The organism is Aquirufa ecclesiirivi (assembly GCF_011250515.1).
In the GTDB taxonomy this organism is placed as follows: domain Bacteria; phylum Bacteroidota; class Bacteroidia; order Cytophagales; family Spirosomataceae; genus Aquirufa; species Aquirufa ecclesiirivi.
In genome coordinates this window covers 284492-299760 of sequence record NZ_JAANOP010000001.1, presented here as the reverse complement: position 1 = coordinate 299760, position 15269 = coordinate 284492, and the positions used below count along the sequence as shown (strand labels likewise).

Sequence of the window (15269 nt, the reverse complement as noted above, 5' to 3'; positions counted from 1 at the left end):
TTTACAAAAAAGCATCCTCGAAATGTTCTAATTTGGTTGCTTGTGGTAAAAAAGTAATCGATATACTATCGAATCGAATCTCTTTTTCCCACTTTTGTTCTGTTTGGTATTCATTAGCAGCTTGAGAAAGCATGTTGATTTTATGTGTGTTGATTTGTTCTTCGGGGTAACCAAATCGGGTTCTTTTAAGGGATTTTACCTCAATAAAGACTAAGGTGTTTTTATCTAAAGCGATGATATCTACTTCTGCTTTGCCTGTTCTGTAATTTTTATCAAGTATTTGGTAGTGATTTCTGCGCAAATAGTCAACTGCTATTCCTTCTGCTCGTTTGCCAAGCTTTAAATGTTTTGCCATTCTCTTATCTTTGTGTGGCAAGGTATATAAGGGAATCATTCCTTTTCAATAATCCCTTGATATTATGAGATGCCTAATAAAGAAGTTCAATTTGTTGATATTGGTTTAGCCCCTTACCAAGAAACGTGGGATTTGCAGGAAGCGCTCCTGAATCATATTGCTCAAATAAAATTGAGGAATCGTCGCGAGGGATTAGTTGAGGAAAGCCCTAATTTTCTGCTTTTTTGTGAGCATCCTCATGTTTATACCTTGGGGAAAAGCGGAGATGAATCACATTTGTTGATGCAAGAGCCATTTTTGGCGAGCATTGGAGCGAGTTTTTATCGGATTAATCGCGGTGGAGATATTACTTATCATGGTCCAGGACAATTAGTGGGCTATCCTATTTTGGATTTGGAGAATTTTTATACAGATATACATTTGTATTTACGTATGCTAGAAGAAGCAATCACTTTAACTTGTCAAGAATACGGATTGACAGCAGGAAGAATAGAAGGTTTAACAGGTGTATGGATTGATCCTGAATCTAATAATGCTCGAAAAATATGTGCTCTAGGCGTAAAGGCCTCTCGCTGGATTAGTATGCATGGTTTTGCTTTTAATGTGAATACGGATTTATCTTATTTCTCGCACATTGTTCCTTGTGGTATCGCCACCAGAGGCGTAAGCTCTTTACAGCAGGAGTTAGGTCGTGAAATGGACATTCAAGAGGTAAAGTCTGCTGTTTTAGCACACTTATCGCAGTTATTCGAGTGGAATTTACATCATGTTTCACGTGAAACATTGAACCTAACCCTAAATCAATAATCCATGGAGCCTAAAAAGAATTTTAAAAACACTTTATTTATTGATATTGAAACGGTATCAGGAGAATCTGATTTTTCCCTACTTTCGGATAGAATGAAACAATTTTGGCTAAAAAAGGCGAAGAATGTGACAAATCCACAAAACTTGCCTTTGGAGGACTTGTATGTAGATCGAGCAGCATTGTTTGCTGAATTTGGCAAAATTGTAGTGATTGGAATGGGGTTTTTATATCAAAATAAAGAGAAAGAGCTCTGTTTAAAAGTTAAGACCATTGCTAATCAGGATGAAAGATCGTTGCTTTTGGAATTTATCGAGTTTATCAATGTTACTTATAAATCCAAAGAACTAACGCTGGTTGCCCATAATGGAAAGGAGTTTGATTTTCCTTATTTATGTCGTAGGATGCTAGTGAATGGATTAGAAATTCCTAAACCTTTACAGCTTCATGGCAAAAAACCTTGGGAGGTTTTGCATCAAGATACCATGGAATTATGGAAATTTGGTGATCGGAAAGTCTATATCTCCTTGGATTTATTGGCTGAATTGTTGGGAATTCCCGGTTCTAAAACGAACCTGACGGGAGATAAAGTTCATGGGGTGTATTATCACGAACATGACTTAGCAAAAATTGCTGCCTATTGTGTAGAGGACGTAGTTACACTTGCCCAATTATATTTGAGATATCATTTTTTGCAAATGGTGGAAGAAAAAAATATAGACCGAATTACATCAATTTAGCGGGATTTCCGAAGACTCTTTTTGAGGCAGGAACAGGTTCAATGACAACACTTCCCGCTCCTACTGTTGCTCCTTTTCCTATTTTAATGCTTCCTACAATGGTGCTTTGAATTCCAATAAAACAATTGGTATCTAATTTACACTCTTTCCCAATCACAGAACCAGCTCCAATTTGAACATATTCTTCAACCTGTGTGCCTGTTTCAATGATTACTCCAGCCCCAATCATGCAATGGTCTGCAAGTTTAGCTTCTGGCTGAATGATAGCTCCTGCACCGATAAAGACGCCATAAGCTAAGTTTTTAACATCAGCAATGATGGCAGATGGATGGATAGCATTCACGGGTTTCACTTGTCGGTCTTCCATGATGGTTTCAATCATCTTTTTTCTTTCAGTGGGGTTTTCTAATGCGACAAATACACCACAATTTTTCCCAATCAATCCCCAATAAGCTTCGTCTTCTGTTCCACCTAAAACGGGAATTTCGCCTATTTGTGTATCTTTTTTCTTTGGATCATCGTCTAAAAAGCCGTAGATAACTACCTCGTTTTTTTGAAAGATAGAGGCAACTTCCAAAGCAAATGGATTTACACCGATGATGATTACAGGTAAGGATGTCATATTAGGAATTGATTTTTAGCGTGTATGAATGAAGATCAAATGCCACTTGATTGTTTTTTGTTAGAAGAAGTTGATGGTATACACCCTCTTTCTTTAGCATTTTTTCTGAATGCAAATGTAAGGCTTCCCCATCGATTTCCGTTAATCCATACCAAGGACTTAAGTCTCCGATGTCTTCAAGAACCCATGCATATTCCATGGAGCCGTCTTCTTTGGCGGACTCTTGGATGTTTAAACCAATGTCTGCTCGATAAATAGGCGCATCTTGGTTTAGTGGTGCATTTTTGATGAGTATATCAAAGATTTGTCTTTCATTCGTTGGTAAATGATGATATAGAAGTGTCTCTTCTGTTCTCCAGGTTTCTGTAGCTATGGAATGAAAGGCGTCTAATAATAAACAGGCATGGTATTTTCTTAAAATTTGTTTTTCCAAATCCCATCCCGCACCTCCCGATTCCAATAATACCAAGCCATAACCTTTTCCTTGAGCAAAATCTCCAAATGCGCGCGCCTCAAACTCATCTGGCCATTTAGCTATTTTATCTGGTAATAATGGCTGTAATTGTCGGGCCATACGATTTGCGATTTTAGCCGCTCTCAGCCTAGATGCTGTCCAAGTGCCATGCTCATCTCCTGCAGTAGCGAGTAATGCAATGTGTGTTTGATGTTGTGTTTTACCAACAGAATATAAACGATTATGGTCGTGTAGATTAAAAGAAAAAATAGGTTTAATTTCATCTAGCCATCGAGCTAAAATTTTGGCCTCTGGACAATTCTGGGTTAATGCATCCCGATTCATATCGATACCCAAAGCCGTCTCTCTTGTCCATGTTTTGGCCCCATCTGCATTTAGTTGAGGAATAATGAAAACACTGACTTTCTGATGTAATTCTTTCTTGAATTGATCCCAATTTTGCTCATTTTGGGATAAAAAAAGAAAAATATCAGCTAAAGCCATGGTGGCTGTAGCTTCATCTCCATGCATCTGTGACCATGCCGCAATGTGGATTGGACCCTCTCCAAAACGGACTTCTTGGATGGCTCGACTTTCAAAAGTTTCACCTAATTTTCGGATACTGAAGAGCGTATTTTCGGACCATTCTTGAAATAAATCATGCCAAATTTTTTCTGAAAATCTGCGGCATGAAATGCGTTTTTCTTGAAAGCTGTCGTACTGATCTAGTAATAAATGAAACATCATGAATATAAAGGTTTAGGGACCCAGCTTGCCCATGCTTGATTTTTGAAAATACCATTTTTACCAGAAATGTACATTACCATGAGCGTACAAATAAAGTAACAGAACCAAGCATGAGGTCCGAATAATTCCATACCCATAGCGATGGATGTTAGAGGGGTTTTAGCTAAGCCCATATATAAACTGGTAAAACCCAGAGCTGCTAATAAAGGAATTGGTAATGAAATGATTTCATGTAATGCACTGCTTGCATGTGCTCCGATTAAGAATAAAGGAGTAGCTTCTCCCCCTTTAAATCCCAAACCTAAACTTAAGCTGGTGGCAATGGTCTTGCCCAAAGCAAAGTTGGCGGTTTCTCCAGATTCAAATGGGCGTAGTAAAAATGAGGAACCTAAGCCTATGGATTCTTGAAAAAAAGGAATTTGAAAAATAAGTAGCAAAATGAAGCCCGCGAGAATCCCTTTGAGAATGTAGTGAATGGGTAATTGGGCGAAGCTTTTAGAAATAATCGATTCTAGGCGCGAATAGAAGAGGCCTAGAAGACCTAAAAATAGGCCAATACTGGCCAATTTGACCCAAAACAACCCATTTAATTCTGGCAGAAAAATGATGGGATAAATGGTGTGATTCGTGCCCCACACGTGGACGCTCACCCAATTGGCTCCAAAAGCAGAAAAAAGACAGGGTATGCAGGAGCGAAAAGAAAGATAACCCACTTTGGAGATTTCAAGTCCAAATAGACAACCTGCCCAAGGGGTTCCAAAGACGGAAGCAAAACCTGCTGACATGCCAGCTTGCAACCAATCTCTTTTATCCAACTCGTTTAATTTCAACCAATGGGAAAATTGATGCGCAAGCACTCCCCCCACTTGCACAGCCGTTCCTTCTCTCCCAACTGATGCACCAAAGAGCTGACTCAACCAAGTGCCTAATAAAATGAATGGTCCTAAGTGCCATGCTATGTCCTCTCTTTTTTGGTTAACTCGATCAATCAAATCATTTGTTCCTAACTTACTCGGAGAATGGGGAACTTGAGAGACAAATTGAAAAGCTGCACCAAGAAGGGGCAATACATATAATAGGGCAAGATGTTCTGATCGGTAAATTTGAATCTTTTCTAATCCCCATAAAAACAAAGACGAAGCGGATCCCACGAGAAAAGAAGTGGATAATCCCATGAAAATTCTAGAAAGCCAAAGTCGGGTTGCTGGTATCAAGCTATTGGAATAATTCGCCCAAAGTTAGGGAAATAATGGAAGGATTGAAGAAGGAATGATGCCAATAGGCAGCTATTCAGTCATTTCCGTTAAATCGAATGAATTTAGCTACCTTTGTAGGGATAATTTTCTACGAAATGGTTGATTTTTTAAGCTTGGGATTGAACCCACAATTACAAAGAGCATGTGATGCCTTGGGTTATCAAGAACCTACACCAATTCAAGAAAAGGCTATTCCTTTACTTTTGGGTGGACACGATGTGTTAGGAATTGCTCAAACGGGTACTGGGAAAACTGCAGCCTATGTTTTACCTCTATTGATGCAATGTAAATATGCACAAGGACAAAATCCTAGGGCCTTAATTCTTGCGCCCACGCGAGAGCTTGTCATGCAAATTTATGAGGTGATGGTGAGCTTGGCTCAATTTACGGACTTGAGACTTTTGGCATTATATGGTGGATTGGGGCCAAAGCCTCAGATACAAGCGATAGAAAAAGGTGTGGATATCATCGTTTCTACTCCTGGACGATTCCTCGAATTATATCGAAAAGAAGTGATTATCGTTAAAGAATTGAAGCATTTGGTCCTTGATGAAGCAGATAAAATGATGGATATGGGTTTTATGCCTCAGATTCGTCAAATTTTGGAGGTAATTCCCTATAAAAAACGTCAAAATGGCTTGTTTTCGGCTACGTTTCCTGAGCGAGTAGAAAACCTATCACATGAGTTTTTGGAATTTCCTCATAAAATAGAAATCACCCCGCAAGCGACTCCCGCTAGCCAGGTGAAGCAACATGTGTTTGAAGCGCCTAATTTAAAAACGAAAATCAATGCTTTAGCATATTTTATGCAAAACGCTGATTTTGAAAGAGTTATGATTTTTTGCAGGAGTAAAGAGGTGGCCAATCAAGTGGAGAAGTTTTTGAGTAGAAAAATTTTGGCAGAAGATCAAGTTCGGGTGATACATTCCAATAAGGGCCAAAATACGCGAATCAATGCTATGCAGCAATTTAGGGAAGGCTTAGTTCGGGTTTTAGTTACTACTGACGTAGCGGCAAGGGGCATCGATATTCCTAAAGTTTCTCATGTCATCAATTTTGATGTTCCTCTGATTTATGAAGATTATGTTCATCGTATAGGTAGGACGGGTAGAGCAGCAGAAATTGGGGAATCGATCACATTTGTAACTTTGGCTGAGCGTTACCATTGGGCAAAAATCGAAACAATTATTCAACAGAAAATAGAGATAGAGCATTTACCTTCAGGGATTTATGAAGAAGACACTCCTTTTTTAGAGCAGCAAGATATGTTGCGGGCTGTGGATGATCAGCGCAAAAGAGAAGATCCCGATTTCAAAGGAGCATTTCATGAAAAGAAGTTTAAACCTCGGGCTAAGGCGGGAATAAAAGGTTCTGCAAAAGGCCCTGCTAAAGGAAATAATTCTAAGGGAAAACCTAAAAGCGCATCAAAATTTCGTTCAAATACATCCTCCATAAAAAAGAAAAGGTAGATTTGTGATATGATGCTAAGAAGAAAAGCCTATTTAATAGGATTATTATTATGTTTATCGGTTCCCACGCTTGCTGCTATGTCGGCAGATTCATTACTTAGAATACCTCGATATCAGGCACTGTTTGGTAAAAAGCCGCTAAATAAGAAAGATCAAGAAGAGGTTACGCAGATTATTACTAGTGTGGATCAAAGTTTTCCTAATCGAGCGGAAGGGGTTAAGTTTTTATCGGAAAGGGCTTGGGAATATGTCTCTGAAGGCAAATTAGATACTGCTACTTATCGTTTTAATTTAGTTCATGCTTTAGACTCGACAAGCGTGGAAGCTTATTGGGGATTAGGTGTGGTTGCTTTTCAGCGTTTGGATTTTCCTGGTGCGATTGAGTTATTGGGGAAGGGTTTACAAATCAACCCCAAGCTGAGTGTCATGCGGGTAGATTATGCCATAGTAAAACTTAGTTGCTATTTAAAAAACATGGATTGCGGTACTTTGGAAGAGGTTGATACTTTGTTGAGTCAATCTTTGCAAGAAGATCCAACGAATGCCAATGCTTGGATGAAGAAAAGTCAGGTGGCATTTTTACAAGAAAAATACGAATTAGCCTGGAGCTATTTTCATGAATGTCGGGCCTTAGATTTGACCCAATTGGATTTAAATTTCTCACAGCAACTCATGGAAAAAATGCCAGATCCCAAGGGTATTTTTAAATGATAATTAGAAAAGAGCTATGGGTATTCGTTCTTTTTTCGCTAAGCCATTTGCCTATTGGGTAGTCAACAAGTATCGGATTACGCCATCCGAGGCCATTGAAAAACAGCATTTTTGGTTAAAATCAAACATAGAAAAAGCAAAATCAACGCTTTTTGGAAAAGCTTATGGCTTGGATAAAATCCAAAATTACCTTGATTACAAAGTTCAGGTGCCCATTTTTGAGTACGAGGACATTAAGCTATATATTGAGGAAGCAGTAGCAGGTAAAAAGGATATTTTGTGGCCAGGGAAACCGGCATATTTTGCCAAAACATCGGGTACTACATCAGGAGCCAAGTACATTCCAATAAGTTCAGAGTCCATGCCCTTTCATATTTTAGGAGCAAGGGACGCTTTATTGCATTATGTGCATCATAGTGGCAATGCCTCCTTTTTAGATCAAAAATTGATATTTTTATCGGGGTCTCCTGAATTGGCACTAAAGAATGGTGTGCCAACAGGTCGCCTTTCAGGCATAGTGAATCACCATGTTCCCTCCTATTTACGAACGAATCAGTTGCCTTCATACGCTACGAATTGTATGGAGGATTGGGAAGAAAAATTAGCTGCGATTGTTCGAGAAACGAAGGACCAGCGCATGGGTTTGATTTCTGGAATACCACCTTGGGTACAAATGTATTTTGATCGATTGGAAGCACAATCAGGAAAAAAAATTGGGGATTTATTCCCAGATTTTCAAGTATTTGTTACCGGTGGTGTCAACTTTGAACCATACCGCGATAAGTTGATGCAGTCCATCGGTAGAAAAGTAGATGTCATAGAAACTTACCCTGCTTCCGAAGGATTCATTGCCTTTCAAGATTCTACGGGTGAAGAGGGATTGCTTTTATTGGTGGATGCGGGAATCTTTTATGAGTTTGTCCCAACAGACACTTATTTCTCGGCTAGTCCTACCCGACTATGTTTATCGGAAGTAGAGTTAGGAGTCAATTATGCCTTATTGATGACGACGAATGCAGGCTTGTGGTCATATTCCATAGGAGATACGGTTAAATTCGTTTCATTGGATCCCTTCCGAGTGGTGGTAACGGGGAGAATCAAGCATTTTATTTCTGCTTTTGGAGAACATGTGATTGCGGAAGAGGTAGAATTGGCGGTGAAGGAAGCGATGGAAGCATGTCCTGAAACCAAAATTGTGGAATTTACTGTTGCTCCAAACATTACTCCTAAGGATGGACTAATGCCGCATCATGAATGGTTGATGGAGTTTGATTCAGCACCCAAGGATATGGAGTTGTTTCAAAAGACCTTGGATGCGTCTATGCAACGACAAAATATCTATTATCAAGATTTGATTACAGGGAATATCCTTCAGCCTTTGCGTATTCAATCCTTGGCCAAGGATTCCTTTATTCAATACATGAAGTCAAAAGGAAAATTGGGGGGACAAAATAAGGTTCCACGTTTATCCAATGATCGAATATTAGCGGAGGGCTTATTGGGATTAAAAACGGAGAAATGCTGAATAATCGGAATATCGTTATTCAAACCAACTTGCATATTTGACATAATTCATGGCAGTTCGCATGAATACTTCGGCAGCGTCTTCACTTACAGGTTTTAAAAATTTGGCAGGATTTCCGGCATAAATACTCCCAGATGGAATACGCATTCCTTGGGTAACGATGGCTCCTGCTGCAATAATACTTCCCGATTCCACGTAGGCTCCATCCATGATGATGGCTCCCATGCCTACTAAAACGCGGTCTTCGATGGTGCAGCCATGGACAATGGCATTGTGGGCAATAGATACATAATTTCCGATAATTGTCTCCGTTTTTTGATAGGTACAATGAATCACAGCCCCGTCTTGTACATTGCTATAATCTCCAATTTGAATACGATTGACGTCTCCACGGATGACGGCATTGAACCAAACAGTCCCATGTTTCCCAATGGAAACATTTCCAACAACCGTGGCGTTGGGAGCTAACCAAACGTGTTCGCCGAACTGGGGTGAATGACCTTCTACTGCTAATATTGTTGCCATAGCTTATTAATTAGGCCATTTTCCTTGTAGTTTCATCACCTTCTCAATGACGTCTCTAACAGCACCTTGACCACCTTTAAAGGGAGAAATGTATTTAACAACTTGATGAATTTCAGGGATTGCGTCAAAAGGGCAAGTACTTAGAATTTGGGGTCTAGATAGTATTTCTAAATCAGGAACATCATCACCCATGTACAAAACTTCATCTTCGGCAAGCCCAACTTCTTCTAACCACTTTTCAAAAGTTGCGGTTTTGTTGGAGCTTCCTAAGCTGCTATAAATGTGTTGAAATTTTAGGTTTTCAAGGCGTTTTTGAACTCCAGGATGGCTTCCTCCAGTAATGACACACATTTGATAGTCAGCATGTCGAGCTTTATCAATGGCATATCCGTCGCGAATGTAAAAACTTCTAAAGTGTTCGCCTGTTTCGAGTACATGTACTTGGCCGTCTGTCATGACTCCATCCACATCAAAAACAAAGGCTTTTATACGATTAAACAGGGAAAGGACGTTTTGCATAATGGGCTTATTTACCGCAAATATCTTAAAATTTTGCTTATTTTTACTTGCTTATCCCATGGTTTAGCTGAATATGTTTCGAACCCTAATTTTCTTCGTTTTTGTTTGTTTGGGGATGAGTTTATCCACACAGGCACAAAAATTTTCCAATTCGAAAGGAGACTTTTCTACCGAAGTTAAAAATTGGATGCTACTTAGTCGAAATAAGGAAGCCCCAGCTGTAGCTGATTTGTGGATGGCAAAATGGCCTTATTCCAATCTGAATGCCGCAGAGCAAGATCAGTTTGAAAAACTGGTCAAGACCATGCCTTCCATGGGCTTTAAATCTCCTCAATTAGCTTATCTATTCATTCGATGTACAGTACAATTTAGTGATGATGCGGAAGCATTAAAAAGCCTTATTCAGGTTTGGGGTAAATTAGTGGAAAAGAAAGACTTTCGGACGGCTTTAACTTTGGCAGAAACCGTTGAAAATTGGCAATATAATCAGCAGATACCCGGCTTGGCTTCTATGTCCATTCGGGTAAAAGGTCGATTATTGGTTACATGGCCTAGTGATGTTTTAATGGCTGATTCCCTAGGACAAAAATCCGTTGATAATGATGGCTGGGATACGCCTGGTTCATCTGACATAGAAGCACCTAATGCCTCAGATAAAAATTGGCTTGTTGAGACAAAAACCGGCGGTCCTGTGTTATTATGGAAATTTCCTGAAATCAATTATAAAACAGGCAGAGATAGCCTAATTTTTTCTCCAAAAACCTTCCAATGGTCTGTCCTGAATAAGATGGGAAAAGGAACCGATGTGGAGATTGCTGGAGAATTACTCGGTTATCTGGATGCCAAATGGAAGATTAAATCGTTTGAAATTTTACCTAAAAAAGGCCAGTTGGTGGGTTTAGAAGGAGATTGGTTTCAATTTGAAAAGAATTTGGCTGGAAAAGGCAAACTAAGTTTGAAACGAAAATCAAACTCCCTTGTATTCCCCTTTGAATTTCGCTCCATTGATGTCATGGCATCTCCCATTCAAGAGAAGTCGTGGAGAGCCAATGGGCGATTATGGATTTTAGGAGACAAGCGAGGTTTGATTTCTTCTACAAGTCAAACAGCCTATTTTCAAGTCCTTTCAGATAAACAGGTAGTAGGCCAGATTAAAACAAAATTAATGTGGCTAAGTGCCGAGGGAAATGTAAACATCCCTGAAGGACAGTTTGCGGCATATATGGGGACTAAAGATACTTTACAACATCCAAGTATTCGAGCCAATTGGTACCCCCTTCAAGAGTTGTTGCATATTCGAAAAATAGACGGAGGTCCTATGGAGCGCCTATTATTTGAAGATACTTACCATCAAGTGCGAATATCTGCAGATTTAGCGATTCTACATCCACAGGCAAAAAAAGTAGACTTTTTCCGTTTATCTGGCAAAAACCAAGTACCTGCCTGGGTAGAATCCTTTGATTATTTTGAAGAAAGCAGATTGACGGCCTTACAGGGGATTTTAAATTACAATCCCTTGCGCATATTGTATAATCAAATCATAGAAACAAAAAGTCCTCAGGTTTACCTCAGGGACATTGCTGTCAAATATAAACGGGATTATGCCGCTTTGAAGTCAGGATTTATGATGTACCGAGATGCTGGTTATATCCAGTATCAGCATGAAACGGATCAAATCTCTTTTACTAAAATGGGGCGTCATTATGCGTTGGTTCAATTTGAAAAAAAGGATTTTGATCGATTTTATGTGGCCTCTTTTGCGGATATGATAGAGAAAGATTCTGCCAATATTAGTCTGGAATTATCCAGACAAAGGTTAATTGTTCGGGGAATTGATGAAATACGCGTTTCGGATTCTTTAAAGGCAAATTTTGTTCCTCAAAATAAACAAATTGTCTTTACGAAAGGTCGGGACTTTGATTTTCAGGGAGAAATTAAAGTGGGGAATTATCGATTTAGAGGCCCGAACTTTCAATTTAATTTCGCGGAATTTACCGTCAATTTCCCCAAGATTGATTCCATTACCTTTTTGCCCAGGTTGAAAGATGGTTCATTGGGTACAAGAGAATTAGGAGGGCATTTTAAGTATGAATCAGGGATGTTACAATTAAGTCCTCCGAACAATAAATCCGGTCGATTAGGAGTGGCGGCTTATCCAAAATTAGTTATACCCAAGGGAGTTACGACCTATTTTGATGAATCTTGGCGAGCGCAAGGCTTGTATGGGAAAAAATACTATTTCAAGGTCCCTCGAATCGAATTGGACAGCTTATTGTTGAAGGATATTACATTTGATGGAAGCTTTTTTTCCGATGGATTATTGCCTGTGCTTAAAACAAAATTGGAATTAATGCCTGATCAATCATTTGGTTTTAAGTATTCCATTAAAAGCCCTTTAGATATTTATAAGAGCCAAGCCAAGTTTACGTTAAATGAGGCATTAATGATGGATCGAGAGGGTTTACACGCTTCGGGAAATTTGGCCATTTGGGGTTTAAGTTCCAACACCAAAACCACTACTTTTTATCCAGATTCCTTGGTGGCGAAAGGTTTGGATGGGAAATTGACAAGTATGTACCAGGGAAAAAACATGTTCCCATCTGCTAGTTTTGGCGCTCATCATTTGCATTGGTATCCTACCGTAGATAGCTTATGGATTTATCCTCAGAAAAACAGAATTGGCTTGTATAATAACCAAATCCAATTGGCAGGAAATTTAGGGTTTCACCAGAAAAAAGTGTTTGGTCAAGGTCAAGTATTTTATGGAGATGGCGTATTTAGCTCTCAAAATTTTCTCTTTAGTTCAAATGCTTGGCAAAGCGACCTGAGTGATGTGAAGATTGGGCGGCAGATGAATCTATTTAAGCCTTCCGTTTATGCTCAATCCATTTCGGTGGAAGCTATAATGGGATCACAGAAAGTGTCTATGAGAGCAAAGAAATCCAAGGCATTATCGGATGAAAATAGTACGCTATTGTTTCCGTTCATTGGCTATCAAAGTACGATTTCAGAAGCTACTTGGGATTTGGCGGCACAGCGATTTAAGCTGTCAGGGAAGTCGGGCTTTGAACTAAGTCAGTGGTCTGCTGATTCCACCATGTTTAGTCAAGATTCAACGACCTTACAAAAGAAAATAGCCTATTCAGATAAGGGCCTCATTCGGGCCAGTACAGCCGATTATGATTTAAAAGCTCAGGTATTACAATTGGGGGGTGTTAAACAGGTGGGTATTGGACCAGCCATTGTTTTTCCAGCTAAAGGATTATTGGCCATACAGAAAGACGGGCAGTTTAAGCCATTTATAGGCGCCAGAGCCATATTAGATCCTGACAATAAGCGACATATTGTCAGCGAACTACAAGTTAGTGAAGTGAATGCCGATGGATGGAAAGGCGAGGCCACGTATTTATTGCCTCGTGCATCGGGGGATAGTACCAAAATTAAAATGCGGAATTTCAGCTTTGTTGAGGATGCTGCTACTGCTAAAAAAGCAGCCGAAAAATACATTCAAGCGGAGGCCGTTTTGAGCGAAAAAGTTCCTTTGGCATTGTCAGCACATCAACAATTTAAAGGAGAAATTTTCTTTAAGTCTAATCAGGAGTTTTTGAATTTCAAAGGATTTATACGACCAGTCATAGGGCTATCTAACTTTAAAGCGGCATGGATTCCCTTCGAAAACCAGGGTGGAGAATCTCCTAATTTAAAGTTGAGTCCAAGCTTACGTGATGAAGCAGGCAGACCTGTGACGGCGGGGATATTCATCAATGCTGACAATAAACTATACCCCACCTTTTTGGGCCCACAGTCGGATGATCTAGATCCAGTATTGTATAGTGCCGAAGGAGAGGTCATGGAAGAGAAAGATTTTTATCAAGTGAAGGGCAAGCAAAGTGATATGAAACTGTATGTCAAAGAGCGAAGATTAGAAGCAGAAGGGGCTGTTCAATTGTTTACAGGGAATAAGCTACTAACGTCCTTTGGTAAGATTTCGATGTCGACGGATACTCTAATTCCAAGAGTAGAAACATGGACTAGTTTACAATTTCCCTTTGCTCCTACGATTTTAAAAATCATGGGGGATCGTATTGTGAAGTATAATTTGGAAGAAGGTTTAAGTACGGTATCGGCAGATGAGCCAGAACTACGGGATGATTATTTGAAACGAGCCGAGCAAGTATTGGGTAAGGCGATACCCGAGGCTATAAAATCGAAGATGGATCAAAACCATTTGGCATTAGATAAGGTTTCTTTGGAGTTCAGTAAGTCCATCAACTTTTCGGCGGTGAAATGGGCTTGGTCGCCTAATTTGAGTGCATTTTACTCTTTGGGCGGAATTCCTTTGGTCAATGTAGGACCTGTGGATGTGAATAGCACGCTGATAGGCTACATGGAAGTAATCAAGAAACCGAGTAAAGAAGAGTTTTATGGTTATTGGGAACTATCCGAAGATCTTTGGTATTATTTTGCGTATTTTAACGGAGAATTAGGGGTTTATTCCTCGGATAATCAATTTTTAGCGGCTGTGAGAGAGGCGGTTAAAAATGAAAAGAAAGATAAAAAAGAGGGAGAAGTTCGAGTGGTAGAAGCAGCCAGTGATGAAAAAGCGGTTTTTGTTAAGAAGTTTTTAACCTTGTACAGGCAAGAACCTCCAGTCAAAAAACAAGCGCCAAAGTCAAAGGTTGCACCGAAAGCCACACCGAAAACAGGTCCTACGACAAAACCGAAAACGAAGTCTGGAGGATTTTAATATGGCATCAAAGTTAACGCGCTTATTTCAATTTATGGATACGCTGGGTCTTGGAGAAAGGGACCCATTTGGCAATCCCATTGTTTTTAAGCGTATCATTATGGTGGTTCTGGGATTTTTGACCTACAGTCGCTTGGTCATGTACAATAAAACCAAAATCAAGGGCACTGAACATTTGGATGATTTGCCCGAGCGAGGTGTATTATTTTTATCGAATCACCAGACCTATTTTATGGATGTGATTTGTTTGTACCATATTTTTTTCTCGGTCAAATGGGGCTTTAGAAATTCGGTTAATTATCCCATTTATTTGTTGGCCCCCCGTTCTAATTTATTTTATGTGGCAGCTGCAGAAACGATGAAGGATGACGGGATTTTGCCGAAGGTTTTTGCACAAGCAGGAGCCATTTTGGTGAATCGGTCATGGAGAGCTAAAGGAGAGAATGTCAAGCGAGAAGTGGATTTAGAAGCGGTAGAAAAAATAAAAAAGGGTTTGGGTTTTGGCTGGGTGATTAGTTTTCCTCAGGGAACTACAAGGGCCTTTGCCCCCTTGAGAAAAGGAACGGCTCATCTAATTAAAAGTACGAATCCTATTGTAGTTCCTGTTCGAATTAATGGATTTAGGAGAGCTTTTGATAAAAAGGGATTGTTATTGAAAATGTACAATACTCAATTGGAAGTAGAGTTTCGTCAGCCTATACAATTTCAAGAAGACGATACGGTGGAGGCTATTTTAGACAAAATAGCTTTTGAAGTAGGCTTAACTTTAGAGGAAGAAAATAAGATTGATTAGT

At 39.6% G+C, this 15269-nt stretch carries 13 protein-coding genes; 7 read left to right on the top strand and 6 right to left on the bottom strand.

Annotated features, from left to right (window positions below):
- Nucleotide 1 precedes the first annotated feature (1 nt).
- Nucleotides 2–355, bottom strand: coding sequence for a YraN family protein (locus G9H65_RS01180; RefSeq protein ID WP_166373535.1), 354 nt, complete (start codon nt 353–355; stop codon nt 2–4).
- Between the two features lie 69 nt (nt 356–424).
- Between G9H65_RS01180 and lipB the strand changes: the two genes are divergently transcribed.
- Entirely contained in the window at nt 425–1162 is a 738-nt protein-coding gene (gene lipB / locus G9H65_RS01175) for a lipoyl(octanoyl) transferase LipB (RefSeq protein ID WP_166373534.1), read from the top strand.
- Nucleotides 1163–1165: 3 nt separating this feature from the next.
- A complete protein-coding gene (locus G9H65_RS01170; RefSeq protein ID WP_166373533.1) occupies nt 1166–1900 on the top strand; it encodes a 3'-5' exonuclease in 735 nt (244 codons plus the stop codon).
- Here the strand turns inward: G9H65_RS01170 and G9H65_RS01165 are convergent.
- The 3 genes from G9H65_RS01165 to G9H65_RS01155 are packed head-to-tail and all read right to left on the bottom strand — an operon-like array spanning nt 1887 to nt 4898.
- Nucleotides 1887–2522 carry a NeuD/PglB/VioB family sugar acetyltransferase gene (locus G9H65_RS01165; protein ID WP_166373532.1) on the bottom strand — a complete coding sequence of 212 codons (636 nt, stop codon included), beginning with the start codon at nt 2520–2522 and terminating at the stop codon, nt 1887–1889. The two genes, G9H65_RS01170 and G9H65_RS01165, sit on opposite strands and share 14 nt — an antisense overlap.
- A 1-nt stretch (nt 2523) precedes the next feature.
- A complete protein-coding gene (locus G9H65_RS01160) occupies nt 2524–3723 on the bottom strand; it encodes a M14 family zinc carboxypeptidase (RefSeq protein WP_166373531.1) in 1200 nt (399 codons plus the stop codon).
- Nucleotides 3720–4898 (bottom strand): chloride channel protein, encoded by a 1179-nt coding sequence (locus tag G9H65_RS01155; protein WP_166373530.1) that lies wholly within the window; start codon nt 4896–4898, stop codon nt 3720–3722. The genes G9H65_RS01160 and G9H65_RS01155 overlap by 4 nt, the downstream gene beginning before the upstream one ends.
- 137 nt (nt 4899–5035) lie before the next feature.
- Between G9H65_RS01155 and G9H65_RS01150 the strand changes: the two genes are divergently transcribed.
- From G9H65_RS01150 to G9H65_RS01140, 3 genes are read left to right on the top strand one after another with little or no spacing between them, the layout of a single operon-like run.
- Nucleotides 5036–6448 carry a DEAD/DEAH box helicase gene (locus G9H65_RS01150; protein ID WP_394367182.1) on the top strand — a complete coding sequence of 471 codons (1413 nt, stop codon included), beginning with the start codon at nt 5036–5038 and terminating at the stop codon, nt 6446–6448.
- Between the two features lie 9 nt (nt 6449–6457).
- Nucleotides 6458–7159 carry a tetratricopeptide repeat protein gene (locus tag G9H65_RS01145; protein WP_166373529.1) on the top strand — a complete coding sequence of 234 codons (702 nt, stop codon included), beginning with the start codon at nt 6458–6460 and terminating at the stop codon, nt 7157–7159.
- A 16-nt stretch (nt 7160–7175) separates the two neighbouring features.
- Nucleotides 7176–8684: a GH3 auxin-responsive promoter family protein gene (locus tag G9H65_RS01140; RefSeq protein WP_166373528.1), complete on the top strand. Its 1509-nt coding sequence runs from the start codon at nt 7176–7178 to the stop codon at nt 8682–8684.
- A 15-nt stretch (nt 8685–8699) separates the two neighbouring features.
- On the opposite strand, the gene G9H65_RS01135 is transcribed toward G9H65_RS01140, so the two are convergent.
- The gene (locus G9H65_RS01135; RefSeq protein WP_166373527.1) at nt 8700–9209 is read right to left on the bottom strand and encodes a gamma carbonic anhydrase family protein; all 510 of its coding nucleotides are present in this window, start codon (nt 9207–9209) and stop codon (nt 8700–8702) included.
- 6 nt (nt 9210–9215) lie between these two features.
- Nucleotides 9216–9728: a KdsC family phosphatase gene (locus G9H65_RS01130; RefSeq protein WP_166373526.1), complete on the bottom strand. Its 513-nt coding sequence runs from the start codon at nt 9726–9728 to the stop codon at nt 9216–9218.
- Nucleotides 9729–9801: 73 nt separating this feature from the next.
- Here G9H65_RS01130 and G9H65_RS01125 point away from each other — a divergent pair, with 73 nt between their 5' ends.
- On the top strand, nt 9802–14475 hold the full coding sequence (locus G9H65_RS01125; RefSeq protein WP_166373525.1) for a hypothetical protein: 4674 nt from the start codon (nt 9802–9804) through the stop codon (nt 14473–14475).
- Nucleotide 14476: 1 nt separating this feature from the next.
- A complete protein-coding gene (locus G9H65_RS01120; protein ID WP_166373524.1) occupies nt 14477–15268 on the top strand; it encodes a lysophospholipid acyltransferase family protein in 792 nt (263 codons plus the stop codon).
- Nucleotide 15269 lies beyond the last annotated feature (1 nt).

Bases quoted from the DNA above. Each gene is read 5' to 3' on its own strand.
- G9H65_RS01150 (WP_394367182.1), top strand. From the start codon at position 5,036: ATGAATTTAGCTACCTTTGTAGGGATAATTTTCTACGAAATGGTTGAT.
- G9H65_RS01180 (WP_166373535.1), bottom strand. From the start codon at position 355: ATGGCAAAACATTTAAAGCTTGGCAAACGAGCAGAAGGAATAGCAGTT.
- lipB (WP_166373534.1), top strand. From the start codon at position 425: ATGCCTAATAAAGAAGTTCAATTTGTTGATATTGGTTTAGCCCCTTAC.
- G9H65_RS01170 (WP_166373533.1), top strand. From the start codon at position 1,166: ATGGAGCCTAAAAAGAATTTTAAAAACACTTTATTTATTGATATTGAA.
- G9H65_RS01155 (WP_166373530.1), bottom strand. From the start codon at position 4,898: ATGGGATTATCCACTTCTTTTCTCGTGGGATCCGCTTCGTCTTTGTTT.
- G9H65_RS01125 (WP_166373525.1), top strand. From the start codon at position 9,802: ATGTTTCGAACCCTAATTTTCTTCGTTTTTGTTTGTTTGGGGATGAGT.
- G9H65_RS01130 (WP_166373526.1), bottom strand. From the start codon at position 9,728: ATGCAAAACGTCCTTTCCCTGTTTAATCGTATAAAAGCCTTTGTTTTT.
- G9H65_RS01120 (WP_166373524.1), top strand. From the start codon at position 14,477: ATGGCATCAAAGTTAACGCGCTTATTTCAATTTATGGATACGCTGGGT.
- G9H65_RS01165 (WP_166373532.1), bottom strand. From the start codon at position 2,522: ATGACATCCTTACCTGTAATCATCATCGGTGTAAATCCATTTGCTTTG.
- G9H65_RS01145 (WP_166373529.1), top strand. From the start codon at position 6,458: ATGATGCTAAGAAGAAAAGCCTATTTAATAGGATTATTATTATGTTTA.
- G9H65_RS01140 (WP_166373528.1), top strand. From the start codon at position 7,176: ATGGGTATTCGTTCTTTTTTCGCTAAGCCATTTGCCTATTGGGTAGTC.
- G9H65_RS01160 (WP_166373531.1), bottom strand. From the start codon at position 3,723: ATGATGTTTCATTTATTACTAGATCAGTACGACAGCTTTCAAGAAAAA.
- G9H65_RS01135 (WP_166373527.1), bottom strand. From the start codon at position 9,209: ATGGCAACAATATTAGCAGTAGAAGGTCATTCACCCCAGTTCGGCGAA.